17 protein-coding genes are annotated in these 14,136 nt (G+C 57.9%); 5 read left to right on the top strand and 12 right to left on the bottom strand.

What is annotated here, in order from left to right; genetic code table 11:
• Nucleotides 1-169 precede the first annotated feature (169 nt).
• Together ACXADZ_RS07565 and ACXADZ_RS07560 are read left to right on the top strand one after the other, a co-directional pair.
• Complete coding sequence (locus ACXADZ_RS07565) at nucleotides 170-418, top strand: hypothetical protein (RefSeq protein WP_475194564.1); 249 nt, start codon at nucleotides 170-172, stop codon at nucleotides 416-418.
• Between the two features lie 42 nt (nucleotides 419-460).
• Nucleotides 461-1,105, top strand: coding sequence for an SDR family NAD(P)-dependent oxidoreductase (locus ACXADZ_RS07560; protein ID WP_475194560.1), 645 nt, complete (start codon nucleotides 461-463; stop codon nucleotides 1,103-1,105).
• Between the two features lie 60 nt (nucleotides 1,106-1,165).
• Here the strand turns inward: ACXADZ_RS07560 and ACXADZ_RS07555 are convergent, their stop codons facing one another.
• The 4 genes from ACXADZ_RS07555 to ACXADZ_RS07540 form a co-directional block, all read right to left on the bottom strand.
• Nucleotides 1,166-2,008, bottom strand: coding sequence for an ATP-binding protein (locus ACXADZ_RS07555; RefSeq protein WP_475194555.1), 843 nt, complete (start codon nucleotides 2,006-2,008; stop codon nucleotides 1,166-1,168).
• Nucleotides 2,009-2,121: 113 nt separating this feature from the next.
• Entirely contained in the window at nucleotides 2,122-3,003 is an 882-nt protein-coding gene (tatC, locus tag ACXADZ_RS07550) for a twin-arginine translocase subunit TatC (protein ID WP_475194551.1), read from the bottom strand.
• Nucleotides 3,000-3,458: a Sec-independent protein translocase protein TatB gene (tatB, locus tag ACXADZ_RS07545; RefSeq protein ID WP_171090412.1), complete on the bottom strand. Its 459-nt coding sequence runs from the start codon at nucleotides 3,456-3,458 to the stop codon at nucleotides 3,000-3,002. Before tatB ends, tatC begins: the two co-directional genes overlap by 4 nt.
• Before the next feature lie 6 nt (nucleotides 3,459-3,464).
• Complete coding sequence (locus ACXADZ_RS07540; RefSeq protein ID WP_171090414.1) at nucleotides 3,465-3,680, bottom strand: twin-arginine translocase TatA/TatE family subunit; 216 nt, start codon at nucleotides 3,678-3,680, stop codon at nucleotides 3,465-3,467.
• A 222-nt stretch (nucleotides 3,681-3,902) separates the two neighbouring features.
• Between ACXADZ_RS07540 and ACXADZ_RS07535 the strand changes: the two genes are divergently transcribed.
• Both ACXADZ_RS07535 and ACXADZ_RS07530 read left to right on the top strand, forming a co-directional pair.
• Entirely contained in the window at nucleotides 3,903-4,208 is a 306-nt protein-coding gene (locus ACXADZ_RS07535; RefSeq protein WP_475194539.1) for a hypothetical protein, read from the top strand.
• A gap of 21 nt (nucleotides 4,209-4,229) precedes the next feature.
• Nucleotides 4,230-4,901, top strand: coding sequence for a helix-turn-helix transcriptional regulator (locus tag ACXADZ_RS07530; RefSeq protein WP_475194534.1), 672 nt, complete (start codon nucleotides 4,230-4,232; stop codon nucleotides 4,899-4,901).
• A 62-nt stretch (nucleotides 4,902-4,963) separates the two neighbouring features.
• On the opposite strand, the gene ACXADZ_RS07525 is transcribed toward ACXADZ_RS07530, so the two are convergent.
• The 8 genes from ACXADZ_RS07525 to ACXADZ_RS07490 all read right to left on the bottom strand — a co-directional run bounded on the left by ACXADZ_RS07525 (nucleotide 4,964) and on the right by ACXADZ_RS07490 (nucleotide 12,413).
• Entirely contained in the window at nucleotides 4,964-6,139 is a 1,176-nt protein-coding gene (locus tag ACXADZ_RS07525) for a peptidoglycan DD-metalloendopeptidase family protein (RefSeq protein ID WP_171668371.1), read from the bottom strand.
• 62 nt (nucleotides 6,140-6,201) lie between these two features.
• Nucleotides 6,202-6,852: a protein-L-isoaspartate(D-aspartate) O-methyltransferase gene (locus ACXADZ_RS07520; protein ID WP_171090421.1), complete on the bottom strand. Its 651-nt coding sequence runs from the start codon at nucleotides 6,850-6,852 to the stop codon at nucleotides 6,202-6,204.
• Nucleotides 6,849-7,631: a 5'/3'-nucleotidase SurE gene (gene surE, locus ACXADZ_RS07515; protein ID WP_475194524.1), complete on the bottom strand. Its 783-nt coding sequence runs from the start codon at nucleotides 7,629-7,631 to the stop codon at nucleotides 6,849-6,851. The genes ACXADZ_RS07520 and surE overlap by 4 nt, the downstream gene beginning before the upstream one ends.
• Before the next feature lie 114 nt (nucleotides 7,632-7,745).
• Complete coding sequence (locus tag ACXADZ_RS07510; protein ID WP_475194521.1) at nucleotides 7,746-8,876, bottom strand: ABC transporter ATP-binding protein; 1,131 nt, start codon at nucleotides 8,874-8,876, stop codon at nucleotides 7,746-7,748.
• Nucleotides 8,877-8,921: 45 nt separating this feature from the next.
• Nucleotides 8,922-9,974 (bottom strand): methyltransferase domain-containing protein, encoded by a 1,053-nt coding sequence (locus tag ACXADZ_RS07505; RefSeq protein ID WP_475194516.1) that lies wholly within the window; start codon nucleotides 9,972-9,974, stop codon nucleotides 8,922-8,924.
• 106 nt (nucleotides 9,975-10,080) lie between these two features.
• A complete protein-coding gene (locus ACXADZ_RS07500; RefSeq protein ID WP_475194512.1) occupies nucleotides 10,081-11,193 on the bottom strand; it encodes a DNA alkylation repair protein in 1,113 nt (370 codons plus the stop codon).
• A 2-nt stretch (nucleotides 11,194-11,195) separates the two neighbouring features.
• A complete protein-coding gene (locus ACXADZ_RS07495; protein ID WP_475194506.1) occupies nucleotides 11,196-11,975 on the bottom strand; it encodes an SDR family oxidoreductase in 780 nt (259 codons plus the stop codon).
• A gap of 75 nt (nucleotides 11,976-12,050) precedes the next feature.
• Nucleotides 12,051-12,413 carry a nuclear transport factor 2 family protein gene (locus ACXADZ_RS07490; RefSeq protein ID WP_171668375.1) on the bottom strand — a complete coding sequence of 121 codons (363 nt, stop codon included), beginning with the start codon at nucleotides 12,411-12,413 and terminating at the stop codon, nucleotides 12,051-12,053.
• A 109-nt stretch (nucleotides 12,414-12,522) separates the two neighbouring features.
• On the opposite strand from ACXADZ_RS07490, the gene ACXADZ_RS07485 reads away from it, so the two are divergent.
• Complete coding sequence (locus ACXADZ_RS07485) at nucleotides 12,523-14,127, top strand: peptide chain release factor 3 (RefSeq protein WP_475194501.1); 1,605 nt, start codon at nucleotides 12,523-12,525, stop codon at nucleotides 14,125-14,127.
• The last annotated feature ends 9 nt before the right edge of the window (nucleotides 14,128-14,136 follow it).

Below are 14,136 nucleotides of genomic sequence, written 5' to 3'. Positions count from 1 at the left end.
TGCCACAACTCAGCGGTGAATGCTGCGTGATCTCAAGGGCTTTTTTGTCGGGCACTTTTGTCTCGATGACATCAGTGTGTGATGCGCTTTAGCTTCCGTTTCGGTTTTGATACTTGGCCCGCACCACTCACTTACAAAGGGGTTTGGGCCACGGTCCAGGCCGCAGATCATGTCGAATACAAAAGTCAAAAGCGCAGCCACCCAGCGTGGCGCGTTGAAGAAGAATTCCGTGTCGGTCCTTGGAGTCTTTGGACCAAAAACCGATCTGCGAGCCCTAATGCGGCTTTCGTCAGGCCGTGTGAAAGAGGTGAAAACCGGCAGCCGGGTTGCTTCGGGTACGGTTGTTGCGATTGATGAACATGGCATTATGCTGCGACAAAGCGGCCAGACCAAGCGGATCACCATTCCCGGCAGCTAATCGCGACTTGACGCCCTGCGCGCAGGGGTTCAAACCGCAGCCATGACCTATCAGACCAAAATCGCCCTTGTCACCGGGGCCTCTCGCGGGTTGGGCGCTGCCCTGGCCGAAGCGTTGTCTCCCGAGTATCACATAGTTGCAGTCGCGCGCACCACTGGCGGGCTGGAAGAGTTGGACGACCGGATCAAGGCCAAGGGAGGTTCGGCAACGCTGGCCCCTATGGACATCACCGATCCAAATGCCATGGCAACCTTGTGCAGAGGAATTCACGACCGATGGGGCAAGGTGGATCTCTGGTTGCACACCGCGATCCATACCTCGGCCCTGACACCAACTCATTTCATTGATCCGAAAGAGTGGGCAAAGGCCGTTAACACCAACGCCAATGCGACCTCGGTTCTGATCCCCTACGTGACGCCCCTGCTGGGTGAAAACGGCCACGCGGTGTTCTTTGACGACCCGAAGGCCGGCGAAAAGTTCTATGGCATCTATGGGGCCACCAAGGCCGCGCAGATGGCCCTGGCCCGCAGTTGGGCCGCGGAAACTGAACGCACCGGCCCACGCGTTTCAATTGTCGAACCTGCGCCTATTCCCACCGCCGTACGCGCACGGTTCCATCCCGGAGAAGACCGGGACGCGTTGAACAGCACGGCAAGTGAAGCCGCGCGCATTCTGGCGCTGCTATAGGAAATGGCCCTTGCGGGCCATGCCTCCGGCGGAGGTATTTTTAGCCAGATAAAGCTGGGATCAGGCGATGTGAACGCCGTTGCGCCCGGCCAGATCGACAAAGAATTGCCAGGCAACGCGGCCTGAGCGTGAGCCGCGCGTGGCTTGCCATTCAATGGCTTCGGCCCTCAGGGTGCCTGCATCAACCGATACGCCATAGGCCGCGCAATAACGGTCAATCATAGCCAGGTATTCGTCCTGATCGCAGGGGTGGAAGCCCAGCCAAAGCCCAAAACGGTCGGACAGCGAAACCTTTTCCTCAACCGCCTCGGAAGGGTTGATGGCACTGGAGCGTTCGTTTTCGATCATGTCCCTTGGCATCAGGTGACGACGGTTCGAGGTGGCGTAGAACACAACATTTTCCGGGCGACCTTCAATGCCACCGTCCAGAACGGCCTTGAGCGATTTGTAATGCTGGTCATCATGGCTGAACGAAAGATCATCACAGAAGAGGATGAACCGGTGCGGCGCAGCGCGCAGATGGTTCAGAAGGCGTGCAACCGACGCCATATCCTCGCGTTGCAATTCGACCAGCTTCAAATCCGGATGGTCCGATTGCAGGGTTCCGTGCACTGCCTTGACAAGACTGGATTTCCCCATGCCCCGCGCGCCCCACAACAATGCGTTGTTCGCCTTGTATCCGGCGGCAAACTGGCGCGTGTTGTCAAGCAAGGTGTCGCGCGACCGATTGATACCTACTAACAGATCCAGATCGACACGGTTGACCTGGTTCACCGGCTCTAACCGGTCGGGTTCCACATGCCAGACAAATGCAGGGGCTTCGTCAAAATCCGGGGCGGCCAATGGGGCCGGTGCCATGCGGTCCAGCGCATCGGCAATACGGTTCAGGGCTTGATCATCCATAGGGGCCTCCGGTCGTTTTGGTGTTCAAACCATGTTCCTTCCAGCGCAACAAGAGGTGGAAACGAAAAAGGCGCGCCAGCGATTGGCGCGCCTCGTTCAGTATTTTCTATAGATCACGATTTTTCTTCGTAATCCTGCATATGATCGGCATCCGCTTCGGCCTCTTCATCGTCGTAATAGCCGTCGGCACGCAGTTGTTCTTCGCGCTTGCGTTCGACCCGAGCGACCAGGAAGATCGAAATCTCGTAGAGGCCATAAACCACAACAAAGAGAATGATCTGCGTGATTACATCGGGGGGCGTCACGATAGCAGCCAGCACCAGAATGCCTACGACTGCATATTTGCGTACGGCACCCAGGCCTTCGGCGCTCACCAGCCCTGCCTTACCCATGAGGGTCAAAAGAACCGGCAGTTGGAAGCACAGCCCGAAAGCCACGATGAACTTGATCGTCAGGTTCAGGTATTCCTGTGCTGAGCCCTGGAAAACCACGCTCAGGGGTGCAGCGGTTGCACCATCTGCGACGGCTTCACCTTCAGCACCAAATTGCTGGAACCCAAGGAAGAAATCATAGGCCAGTGGCGTGACGACATAGAAGGCAAAGCTTGCGCCCAGAAGGAACATGAAGGGCGAGGCCAGCATGAAGGGCAAAAACGCGTTCTTTTCCGACTTATACAGCCCCGGCGCCACAAAGCGCCACATCTGCATCCCGATATAGGGAAACGCCAGAATGAACCCGCCCAGCAACGAGACCTTGATAGCCACAAAGAAACCTTCCTGTGGCGAGATGAAAATCAGGCCGCAATCCTGTCCACGCTCGCTCAGCACCTCGCACAGGGGATTGGTCAGAAAGTTAAAAAGTGGCGTGGCCACGGTAAAGCAGATGATCATCCCAACCAGAAAGGCCACCACGCAGTGAATCAACCGCGTGCGCAGCTCGGCCAGATGTTCAATCAGTGGGGCCGAGGTATCTTCGATCTCGTCGGTCTTGCTCATGTTTTGCTTTCAGTGTTCAGCGCAGCCTCGGCCTCTTCAGCCTTGGCCAATGCGTCGGCAGCTTCCTTGGCTTTGCGTTCGGCGGCGGCACGTGCTGTGGTGGCCTGGATTTTCTTGGCCTGCTCGGCCCGTTCTGCCGCCAGTTTGCCGGTTTCGCTGTCAGGATCGAACTTGGTAGGATCGATGCTTTTGGCCATATCCTGCGCGGCTTGTTTGACACCGTCCATGGCAGAACCCACAGGATTCGCGGCAGCGTCGAGACCTTTCTTGATCTCGTTCACGCCAGCCTGATCCGCAGCCTCGTTCATGGCGCTGCTGAATTCGCGCGCCATGCCACGGGCTTTGCCGACAAAACGCCCGACATTGCGGAACAATACCGGCAGGTCCTTTGGCCCCACAACGATCAGGGCAACGATGCCGATGACCAGAAGCTCGGTCCAGCCCAGATCAAACATCTGCGCTTACGCCTTGTCTTTCTCGGTTTCAGGAGTGACGTCCTTAGCCATCTCGGACGCATCTTGTTCCAGCTCTTCCGTGCCATCCTTCACGCCCTTCTTGAACGCGGTGATACCTTTGCCAACTTCACCCATCAGCGAGCTGATCTTGCCGCGGCCAAACAGAACCAGAACCACAACGGCGATCAGCAGAAGACCGGGAAGGCCGATATTGTTGAGCATGTCTTTTCTCCTCTTTCATCGGCACCCTTACGTGCCGGGAATATGAACTGGCTCTGTGTTTACGCCCGGATGCGTTGCCTCAAAAGGGATCAGACACGGTTTGAAGGAAAAAATTGATGTGATCCCGCAGAATCTAAGGGCTCGCATTTTCCAACTGACAGGTTTATGTCAGTTGGGTAGCATTACGAAGACGATATCGAAACCTGGTCAACGGAGACCCAAATGACCCATGTTGCTGAAATCGTCACCTTCACCCTTGCCAACGGCACCACACCGGAAGAATTTGTGAAACTCAGCCAAGCCTCAGAAGCCTTTGTCCGCAGCGCACCGGGCTTTGCCCATCGCCAGTTGAGCCAGGGCGAAGACGGGCGTTGGACCGATTATGTCGTCTGGACGGACATGAAGGCGGCCAAAGACGCCGCCGCGCAATTCCCAAAACAGGACTTCAGCGCCGGTCTGATGGCAGCCATCAATCCTGACAGCATTCAGATGCGCCACGAGAACGTGTTATGGAACATGACCGCCTAAGCGCGGTCTGGACGGCGTAATATGCGCCGCACGGATCGTCTTTTCGACATCATACAGATCCTGCGCGACGGCAAACTGCACCGTGCGCAGGACATTGCGGACCGGCTCGAGGTATCGGTCCGCACCATCTATCGCGATATGGATACGCTGGTGGCTTCGGGTGTTCCGGTCGAAGGCGAACGCGGCGTGGGCTACATGGTGCGCGAGCAGATCACCCTGCCCCCGCTGAACCTGACTACAGCCGAGCTTGAAGCGCTCAACCTCGGCATGGCTATTGTGGCCGAGGCCGCCGATCCTGACCTGAAAGCCGCTGCCAATTCTCTGGCTGACAAAATCGATGCCGTCTTGCCCACGCAGGTAGTAGCCGAAGCCGACGCATGGAAGTTCGCAGTCTACCCCTTTGCCGATGCCGCCCGTGGGCTGGCACATATGGCCCCGATCCGCGCTGCCATCAAATCGCGCCAGAAACTCCGCTTGTCATACCAAAGGATCGACGGGGTTCTGACCGAACGCACCATCCGCCCGCTTCACATGGAATACTGGGGCCGCGTCTGGACCCTCACCGCTTGGTGCGAACTTCGCCAGGGTTTCCGCGTCTTTCGCATCGACCTGATCGAAACTGTCGCGCCGCTACCAGAACTTTTTGCGGACGAACCCGGCAAACGCCTGAGCGACTACGACCCAAACGTCTGACCTTCTTCATCTTTTCAAAAATACTCCCGCCGGAGGCATGGCCCGAAACGGGCCATTCATCCTCACTTCAGGTAGGGCTCTGGATCAACAGATTCGAACCCTTTGCGCACTTCAAAATGTACATAGGCGTTGTCTCCACCCCGCAACTGCGCCAGCTTTTGACCACGACGCACGCGGTCACCTTTCTTGACGGTGATGTCGTCTACGTTGGCATAAACTGTCAGCAGATCGTTTTTGTGTTTGACCACGATGATCGGAACCTGATCCGCATCCGCCGTTATCGCCGCAACCGTACCTGCCTCGGCCGCTGTTACAGCCGTACCAGGTGCTGCGGCTATGTCGATGCCTTCATTCTTGCCCTTGTTGTAGCCACGGATGATGGTACCGCTCACTGGTAGTGAAAGGGCTGAAGAGCGCGTATTGGTCGGGGCTTCGGCCGTCACATCCGGTGCCTCGGCTTTGGGTGCTACTTTTTCTTCAGGCAGCGGCTGGGTGGCGCTTGGCGGGGTCGGAGTTGGCGATCCCTGCCCCGGCTCGGTCACTTCAGTGGCCGCAACAGGTGCCGCAGCCGCCGCAGCGCTTTGCCGGGGCGCAGGCTGGTTCTTGACCGGAATCAAAAGAAACTGACCTTCGCGCACGGTAAAATCGGGCCCAAGCCCGTTCCACTCCGCAAGCGCGTCGACCGGCACCTGATAGAGCCTCGAGATGGTATAGGCCGTCTCGCCCCGTTTGACCTTGTGCCGGACCGGTTCCGGCCCCGAAGGCACAGGGGCGGCGGTTGGCGCGGGTTTCGCTGGTTCCAATGTCGTTGTCTGAACCGAACCCGTATCCGGGGCCTGATCGATCGCACTTCCGGCCACCGAAGCAATATCCACCCCGCTACCGGCGCCGACCGAGCGCGGCAAGGCCAGCACTTCGCCTTCTCGCAAACTGTCGGTGGCCTGCAATCCGTTGAAGCGCGACAACTCACTTTCCGGCAGGCCAACACGCGCGGCAACGTCACGCACTGTGTCGCCCCGACGGGCTACGGCAACCTGATAGTTGGGATAAGTGATCACACCCCGGCTGTCCGGTGTGGGCCGCGATGTGGTGGAGGCTTGCGCCGCATCGGCAGTCGAGAACCCACCGACCTGCCCACGCAGATCATAGTCCAAGGGCCCTTCACACCCGGCCAAAACGGCGACAGCGACCAGTCCGGTCGCGCAGCGGCGCATAGCTGATTTGGATACTGCTTTCATAATTCTGTCCTCAAAGCCTGCCCCTGTTGTCCGGGGTTCCGGCGACCAATTCACAAAGCCTGTTACGTCTCATCCTTCCCAAGCCCCTCCAGCAGAGGCACAAAACGAACCGACGTCAATTCATCATAGTCCAGACCGGTTTCGGTGCGCGTCACTTTGATCAACTGCTGCACGGCGTCCGACTGACCCACGGGTAAAACCATAATACCCCCGATTTTCAGCTGCGCCAAGAGCGGGCCCGGAGGGTCTTCGGCCGCAGCGGTCACAATGATCCGATCAAACGGCGCCTGTTCCGGCAAACCAAAGGATCCATCCGACAACATGGCAGTGATATTCGTCAGTCCCAGGTCGGCAAACAGCTTACCCGTTTCATTGACCAACCGCCTGTGGCGTTCGACCGTGTAAACCCGGCGCGCCAGCTTGGACAGGATCGCCGCCTGATAGCCTGAACCAGTGCCAATCTCGAGCACTGTGTCCCGTGCACGCACATCCAGCGCCTGCGTCATCAGCCCGACAACCGAAGGCTGGCTGATCGTCTGGCCGCAGGCAATCGGAAGCGGCATGTCCTCATAAGCGCGGTCTGCAAACAGGCCGGTGACAAACCGGCCCCGGTCCACCTGCTCCATCGCTGCCAGAACGCGCGCATCAGTCACGCCCCGTTTGCGCAGGGCAAACAGGAACTGCATTACGGTTTCAGGGTCCAGTCCGCTCATTCGACTGCCTTCAATGCCTCCAGCATGTCGTAGGCGGTCAGGTCAGCACGCATTGGCGTGACCGAGATATAGCCTTCCAGATTGACCGCCGCATCGGTGCCCGGGGCGGTTGGGTTGTGCTGATAACCGCCTTTGATCCACAGGAATCGCCGCCCCGAGGGCGAGCTGTGCGGTTCGACCGAGAAATGCGTGTCGCGCCGGAAGCCCTGCGCTGCAACGCGCGTGCCCAGCACCTCATCTTCAGGAACGGGTGGGAAATTCACGTTATAGAACAGGCGGTAATCGCCCTGCTCGGCCGGATTGGCATCCAGAATACGCCGGACCAGATCAGCGCCAAAGCGGGCAGCGGCCACAAACGGATCATCCAGCCCAAGATTGCGCGGGCCGAAATACTGCGACAGTGCAATTGCGGGCACACCTTGCAGGGCTGCCTCCATCGCACCACCAATCGTGCCGGAATAAAGCGTGTTCTCAGCCGAGTTGTTCCCCCGGTTTACACCGGATAAAACCAGGTCGGGTCGGCAGTCTGCCATCACATCATGCAGCCCCGCCAAAACGCAATCCGCAGGCGACCCTTCGGCTGCATAGCGCCGCTCGCTCAGCTTCGCGATCATTGTGGGATGGGTGTAGCTGATGCAATGCCCGACCCCGGATTGCTCGAAGGCAGGCGCAACCACCCAAACTTCGCCATCCGGCCCAGCCAGTTCGGCCGCAATCGCCTCAAGCGTGATCAAGCCCGGAGCGTTGATCCCGTCATCATTGGTCAGAAGAATACGCATATGCCCGTTTTACCCCCGCGTTTGGCCCTTGATAGACCCCGGCCTGCGTTGCGGCAAGCGACGCAGGACTGCAATCTGAGGCTTTCGCGCACCACTTGGGTGGAATTCGTCAGGTCAGGTTTTGCTCTCGGGGAATACAAAACACCTGTCCCGGCGAATGGTCAGCCACATGACGCGACCCGGACCCGGCACAAAGACATTTGGAACCGTCGCCTTGAGGATCGAGCCATCATAATCCATGCGAAACTCGACAAGGCTCTCGTTTCCAAGAAAGCGCGCACGCTCGACCACGCCCCGCGCAGCCACTCCGTCTGTTGGCGTAGGCGAAGGTCCCTTACCATTGCGGTCAAAGTCCAGCTTGACGTGCTGCGGGCGGAATACAATTTCGACATCCGTTCCATCCGGGATACCTGGCGCAAGAAACTGACCAAACGGCGTATCCGCCAAAGCCCCATTCACTTGCGCTCGCAACACGTTGACATCACTGAAAAAAGCCACGGCAGCTTTATCTGCTGGTCGAGTGTAAACGTTATAGGGCGCGCCTTGCTGCACCACCTTACCTCGCCGCATCAGCGCGATCTCATCCGCCATGCGCATCGCCTCTTCCGGCTCGTGCGTGACCAGCAAAACGGCGGCGTCCTCTTCCTTGAGGATGGACAGCGTTTCGTCCCGAATGCCATCACGCAGACGGTTGTCGAGACCAGAAAACGGCTCATCCATCAACATGATCCGAGGGCGCGGTGCCAAAGCGCGGGCCAGCGCCACACGCTGCTGCTCACCCCCAGACAACTGATGCGGAAATCCGTCGATGAAGCGCATCAGATCTACTTTGCGCAGCAGTTCTTCAACCCGGGCGCGTTTTTCATCCTTGCTGCCTTTCAGGCCAAAAGCGACGTTGTTGGCAACGCTCAGATGGGGAAACAGCGCGAAATCCTGAAACATCAGGCCAATCTCTCGCCGTTCCGGCGGCACCCGGAAAACCGTGTCGCAGATCAGCTTGCCATCAACATAGATCTCGCCCGAGTCCTGCATTTCGACCCCTGCGATCATGCGCAGCGTCGTGGATTTGCCGCAGCCCGACGGCCCCAACAAACAGGTCACCTTGCCCGCCTGAACGGTCAGTGACACGTCGTCCACCACAACCCGCCCCTCGAAGCGACGGATAATGTTGCGAATTTCCAGACGTGGAGGAGTTGCGTTACCTGTCACCGATGGACCCCAATTGCCTTTCCCGATCAATTCCATCGGGCTTAGGCGGGGATAGCAACCCCGCCCCTCAGGTGCAAGGGATCAGCAGCAGCCGCCGCCCGAGGATGCTGTCTCACCCACGGCCTCAAACGGGCTTTCACCGCCGCAGCCTTCGAAGATGCCGTAATGGGTCGAGAAGTCACCGATAAAGTCAAAGTGCCGCGCGAACCGCGTGTCCTGCAGCATCATCCATGTGTTGCCGCAGACCGGAAAGACTTTGCCGGTTTCGATGATGTGATGATCGTCCAGAACAAACTCATGCGGGGCGTTGGGCACAGTGCCCTTATAGATCACCGCCTGGCCGTAATCTTCGCAAGCCGGTTCCAGTGCGGGCAGTTTGAACAATCGATACTTCGCCGACAGGAACTTAAGCGGTGCCACACGTGCTTCGAGCGCGGGATTTTCGATAGTCAACGGACGGTGAGTCTCGCGTCTTGGATCACCAAAACCGGCCTTACGGGCCATCGACAGGAAGTCATTCCAGTACAATGCACCCGACAGGCATTCGCCATACAGCACTTCATCCTCGGCCATCGCCTGCGGGATACGGCGGTCTGCGTAAACGTCCGAGAAATACATCTCGCCGCCTTCTTTCAGCAGCCGATGCGCGCCGCGCAGAACTGCATCTTTGTCGGTGGCCAGGTTGATGACGCAGTTCGACACGATGATGTCGAAGGATCCGGGCTCCAAGTCCAGCTCACCCAGCTTTTCGATATAGCCGTGATGGAATTCAACGTTGCTTTTGGCGTGCCCAAAGGCTTGGGCGTGATAGTCCTGATGCGCACGGGCAACCTCCAACTGCTCGGGCGTCATGTCGACACCAACCACCCGGCCCGTTTCGCCCACCATGGCTGACAAAGCATAGACGTCACGCCCCGCGCCGCAGCCCAGATCGAGGATCGACATGCCCTCAAGATCCAGAGGCGCGATCAAACCACAGCCGTAGTACCGGGTCAGCACGTCGTCATGGATTTTCGACAGGATCTTTTTCACGTGATCCGGCATGTCATCGGGCGTACAGCACGCGTTGGTCTGCAAATCCGCGCTGCTCTGCAGGACTTCACCATAGTAATTCTGCACCGATTCATGCTTCATCGCAGTCTTCCCTTCATACTTGGTTGGTCCGCAGGTAATGCAGCGCGCTGTGTCAAGCAATCCAAAGCCTGCGTTTTTTACAAAAACGTTAACTTTATATGTGGGCCTAGCCCAGCAGCTCGAAATCGACACCTGCACGAACCTTGCCGTTCACTTGCACCTCAAGACGATGCGCACCGGGCACCAGTTTGAACGTTGTGGCGTCGCCCTTCAGCTTATGACGTTTGCTTAGTTGCAAGCGACCATTCTTCAGCGCCGCCTGCTTGAGTTTATGCACCTTGGCCGAGGTTTTCCCACCAGGGCGTTGGAAATGAACAATATAATCCACCAGAACCGGCTGTTCGCCTGCACCGGTCAGGGCAACTGAAAACTCAAGCGCATCACCAATCCGGGCTTCAGAAATCACATCAATTGACGCAGCTATTTCAGCATCCGGATCAAACCCCAGCACCTTCATCGCCTCAGGGTGTCCTGCTTTCACCAGCCCGCGCAATGTGTGCGACGTCATCCAATCCAACTCGGCCGTGTTTTGTTGCCCAGCAACGCGCCACTTTTTTAAGCGTTCCAATACCAGTTCGGGGTTCTTCTTGGTGATGTCGTTCAGATGGTTGGCCACAGACCGGGTGACATAGCGTGTGCCGTCCCCGTGCAGCTGGTCCAGCAGCGGTAGCGGATCGGTCAATTCCAGATCAATCCCCTGTCCCCATGGTAACCGGGGGCGTGTGCCCTCGCTAACCAACCGGCGCACGTGATAGCTGTCATGGCTGCACCACTGTTGCATCCGCTTTATCACAGCATCAGGGGCTTGGTTCAGAAACGGGCGAATGGCCCACTCCATGGAAAACCGCTGTGTTATCTCTTCCAACACATCCAACGCCAGTTCCACATGATCCTGCCCGATCGCCGCCACCCATTCGCCCAAGGGGGCAAAGATGAAATCTCCGAAATCGTCATCTGTTTTCGTGGGGTCCAACGGCGGGGGCAAAGCGCGCAGGATAACGGGGGCTACCGTTGGCAGATCCCCCGGCACGGTCTGTTGAAGACAGTCTGAAATCCAGGCCATTCTCTCTTTCAGTTCCAGTTCCAGCAGACGCGACATGACCTGCGCATGAAACGCCTCGGCATCAAAAGACGCATCAGCTGCGTCAAACAAACCCGCGAGATAGCGGGTTTTTTCCGCATTGAACAACTGGTCTTTTAAAGAGAAATTCTGAGCCATATTTACATCGTCATGTTTCCGGCGCCACCGTCCAGCAGAATGTTCTGCCCGACTATGAAACCTGCCTGTTGCGAACAAAGAAACGCACAAGCTGCACCGAATTCCTGCCGCGTGCCGTAGCGGCGTGCAGGGATCGTGGCTGCTCGGTTTGCACGCGCCTCATCCATCGAAATGCCTTGTTGCGATGCGACACCGCTGTCCAGTGAATCCGCCCGGTCGGTGGCATGAATTCCCGGCAGCAGGTTGTTGATATTGACCCCAAAGGGCGCAACCTGACGCGACGTGCCGGCCACATATCCGGTCAGACCCGTGCGCGCCGCGTTCGACAACCCCAAGGCCGGGATCGGAGCACGCACCGATTGCGACGTGATGTTGACGACACGGCCCCATCCTTTGTCGATCATTCCGGGCAACAGTGCTTTCATAAACGCAATCGGCGTCAGCATGTTGGCATCCAATGCCTTAATGAAGTCGTCACGATCCCAGTCCGACCACAAGCCCGGAGGGGGACCACCTGCATTTGTCACAAGGATATCAACGCCCTGCGCCGCATCAATCACGGCCTTTTGCCCTTCGGCTGTGGTGACATCACAGGCAACGGTGTTCACCTTGACGCTGTAGTCATTTCGCAGACGCGCAGCCTCAGCCTCCAAAGCGTCAGAACCTCGCGCGTTCATCACCAGATCAACGCCTGCTTCGGCCAACGCCTCGGCGCAGCCCAATCCCAACCCTTTGCTACTGGCGCACACCAGCGCACGTTTTCCCTGAATGCCCAGATCCATTCTGATCCCCTTTGCCTGTCTTCGTGCGCATGTCTAGCACTGGCCAGACAAAGAAGACCAGAAACGGTTCGTTCATTAATAAAAGAACTCTTCCCGCACGATTTTGCCGTCGGCCACGTGGTAGACGCCCACTTCGCGCATATCGAAGGATTCACCAGTTTCCTTCACAGTGCCCTGCACTTCGAAAATCACGGCAAAACGGTCGTCACCATGGGGAAACGGGTCACTGACGGAAGCCCCCGAGACTTCATGGGCACTTTCCCACCACTCATGCTTGCCACGTATGGCTTCCACGCCGTGGGTTTCGCGCCCCATGCCTTGAAAGTCCTGCCCTTCGACCGAAACAGCATCGGGAGCGTAAAGCTTAGACAGGTTTTCCTTGGCACGGTCCTCACGGCATCCGGCGACCAGTTCATCTGCAATCTCTTTCAAATTCATTGTTCCTCTCCATTATTTGTTCACTATATGTTCTTACTGCCACAAGCACATGATTCGAACCACCCCCTTTGTCTTGCTTCGGCGGGTTTCCCCGCATATACGCGCGCTCATGCTTGATACCTCGAACCAACCCACCCTGCCGCCCGAGATCGCCCGTCGCCGGACATTCGCCATCATCTCGCACCCGGATGCGGGCAAGACCACGTTGACGGAAAAGTTCCTTTTGTATGGGGGCGCGATCCAAATGGCTGGTCAGGTGCGCGCCAAGGGCGAGGCACGGCGGACGCGGTCGGACTTCATGCAGATGGAAAAGGATCGGGGCATCTCGGTTTCCGCATCGGCCATGTCGTTCGACTATGACAATTTCCGCTTCAATCTGGTGGATACGCCCGGTCACTCGGACTTTTCCGAGGATACCTATCGCACGCTGACTGCGGTGGACGCCGCCGTCATGGTGATCGATGGTGCGAAAGGTGTGGAAAGCCAGACGCAGAAACTGTTCGAGGTCTGCCGTCTGCGCGATCTGCCGATCCTGACCTTCTGTAACAAGATGGACCGCGAAAGCCGCGATACGTTCGAGATTATCGACGAAATTCAGGAAATGCTGGCCATCGACGTCACGCCTGCGGCCTGGCCGATTGGCGTGGGCCGTGACTTCATCGGCTGTTACGACATGCTGCGTGACCGGCTGGAACTGATGGACCGCGCTGACCGCAACAAGGTGGCGGAAAGCATCGAAATCAACGGGTTGGACGACCCGAAATTAGCCGAGCACGTGCCCGAGCATCTTCTGGAAAAGCTGCTGGAAGAGGTCGAGATGGCGCGCGAACTGCTGCCAGCACTTGACCCACAAGCGGTTTTGGAAGGTCACATGACCCCGATCTGGTTTGGTTCGGCGATCAACTCGTTTGGCGTCAAAGAGCTGATGGAAGGTATCGGTGCTTATGGCCCGCAGCCGCAAGTTCAGTCGGCTGAACCGCGTCAGATCGCCCCCGATGAGAAGAAAGTCGCAGGGTTTGTCTTCAAGGTGCAGGCCAATATGGACCCAAAGCACCGCGACAGGGTGGCCTTTGTGCGCATGGCGTCAGGCCATTTCAAACGCGGCATGAAGCTGACGCATGTGCGGTCCAAAAAGCCCATGGCGATCTCGAACCCGGTGCTGTTCCTTGCATCCGACCGAGAACTGGCCGAAGAGGCTTGGGCCGGGGACATCATCGGCATCCCGAACCACGGCCAACTACGCATCGGCGATACGCTGACTGAGGGCGAGGCGCTGCGCGTGACCGGCATTCCTTCGTTTGCGCCAGAACTGCTGCAGGGCGTCCGAGCGGGCGATCCGATGAAAGCCAAACATCTGGAAAAAGCCCTGATGCAATTCGCCGAAGAAGGCGCGGCCAAAGTGTTCAAACCCTCAATCGGGTCGGGCTTTATCGTCGGCGTCGTCGGCGCGCTGCAATTCGAAGTGCTCGCCAGCCGGATTGAGATGGAATACGGCCTGCCCGTTCGGTTCGAGGCGTCGCAATTCACCTCAGCCCGATGGGTCAGCGGTGACAAGGCCGAGGTCGAGAAGTTCGTCAACACCAACAAGCAGCACATCGCCCATGATCATGACGGTGACATCGTCTATCTGACCCGCCTGCAATGGGACATCGACCGGGTCGTGCGCGACTATCCGGCGCTGAACCTGACCGCGACAAAAGAGATGATGGTGTGATCCAACTGG

This window comes from Ruegeria sp. ABM4_193 (assembly GCF_056158705.1).
This window is presented reverse-complemented; position numbering and strand designations above follow the sequence as displayed.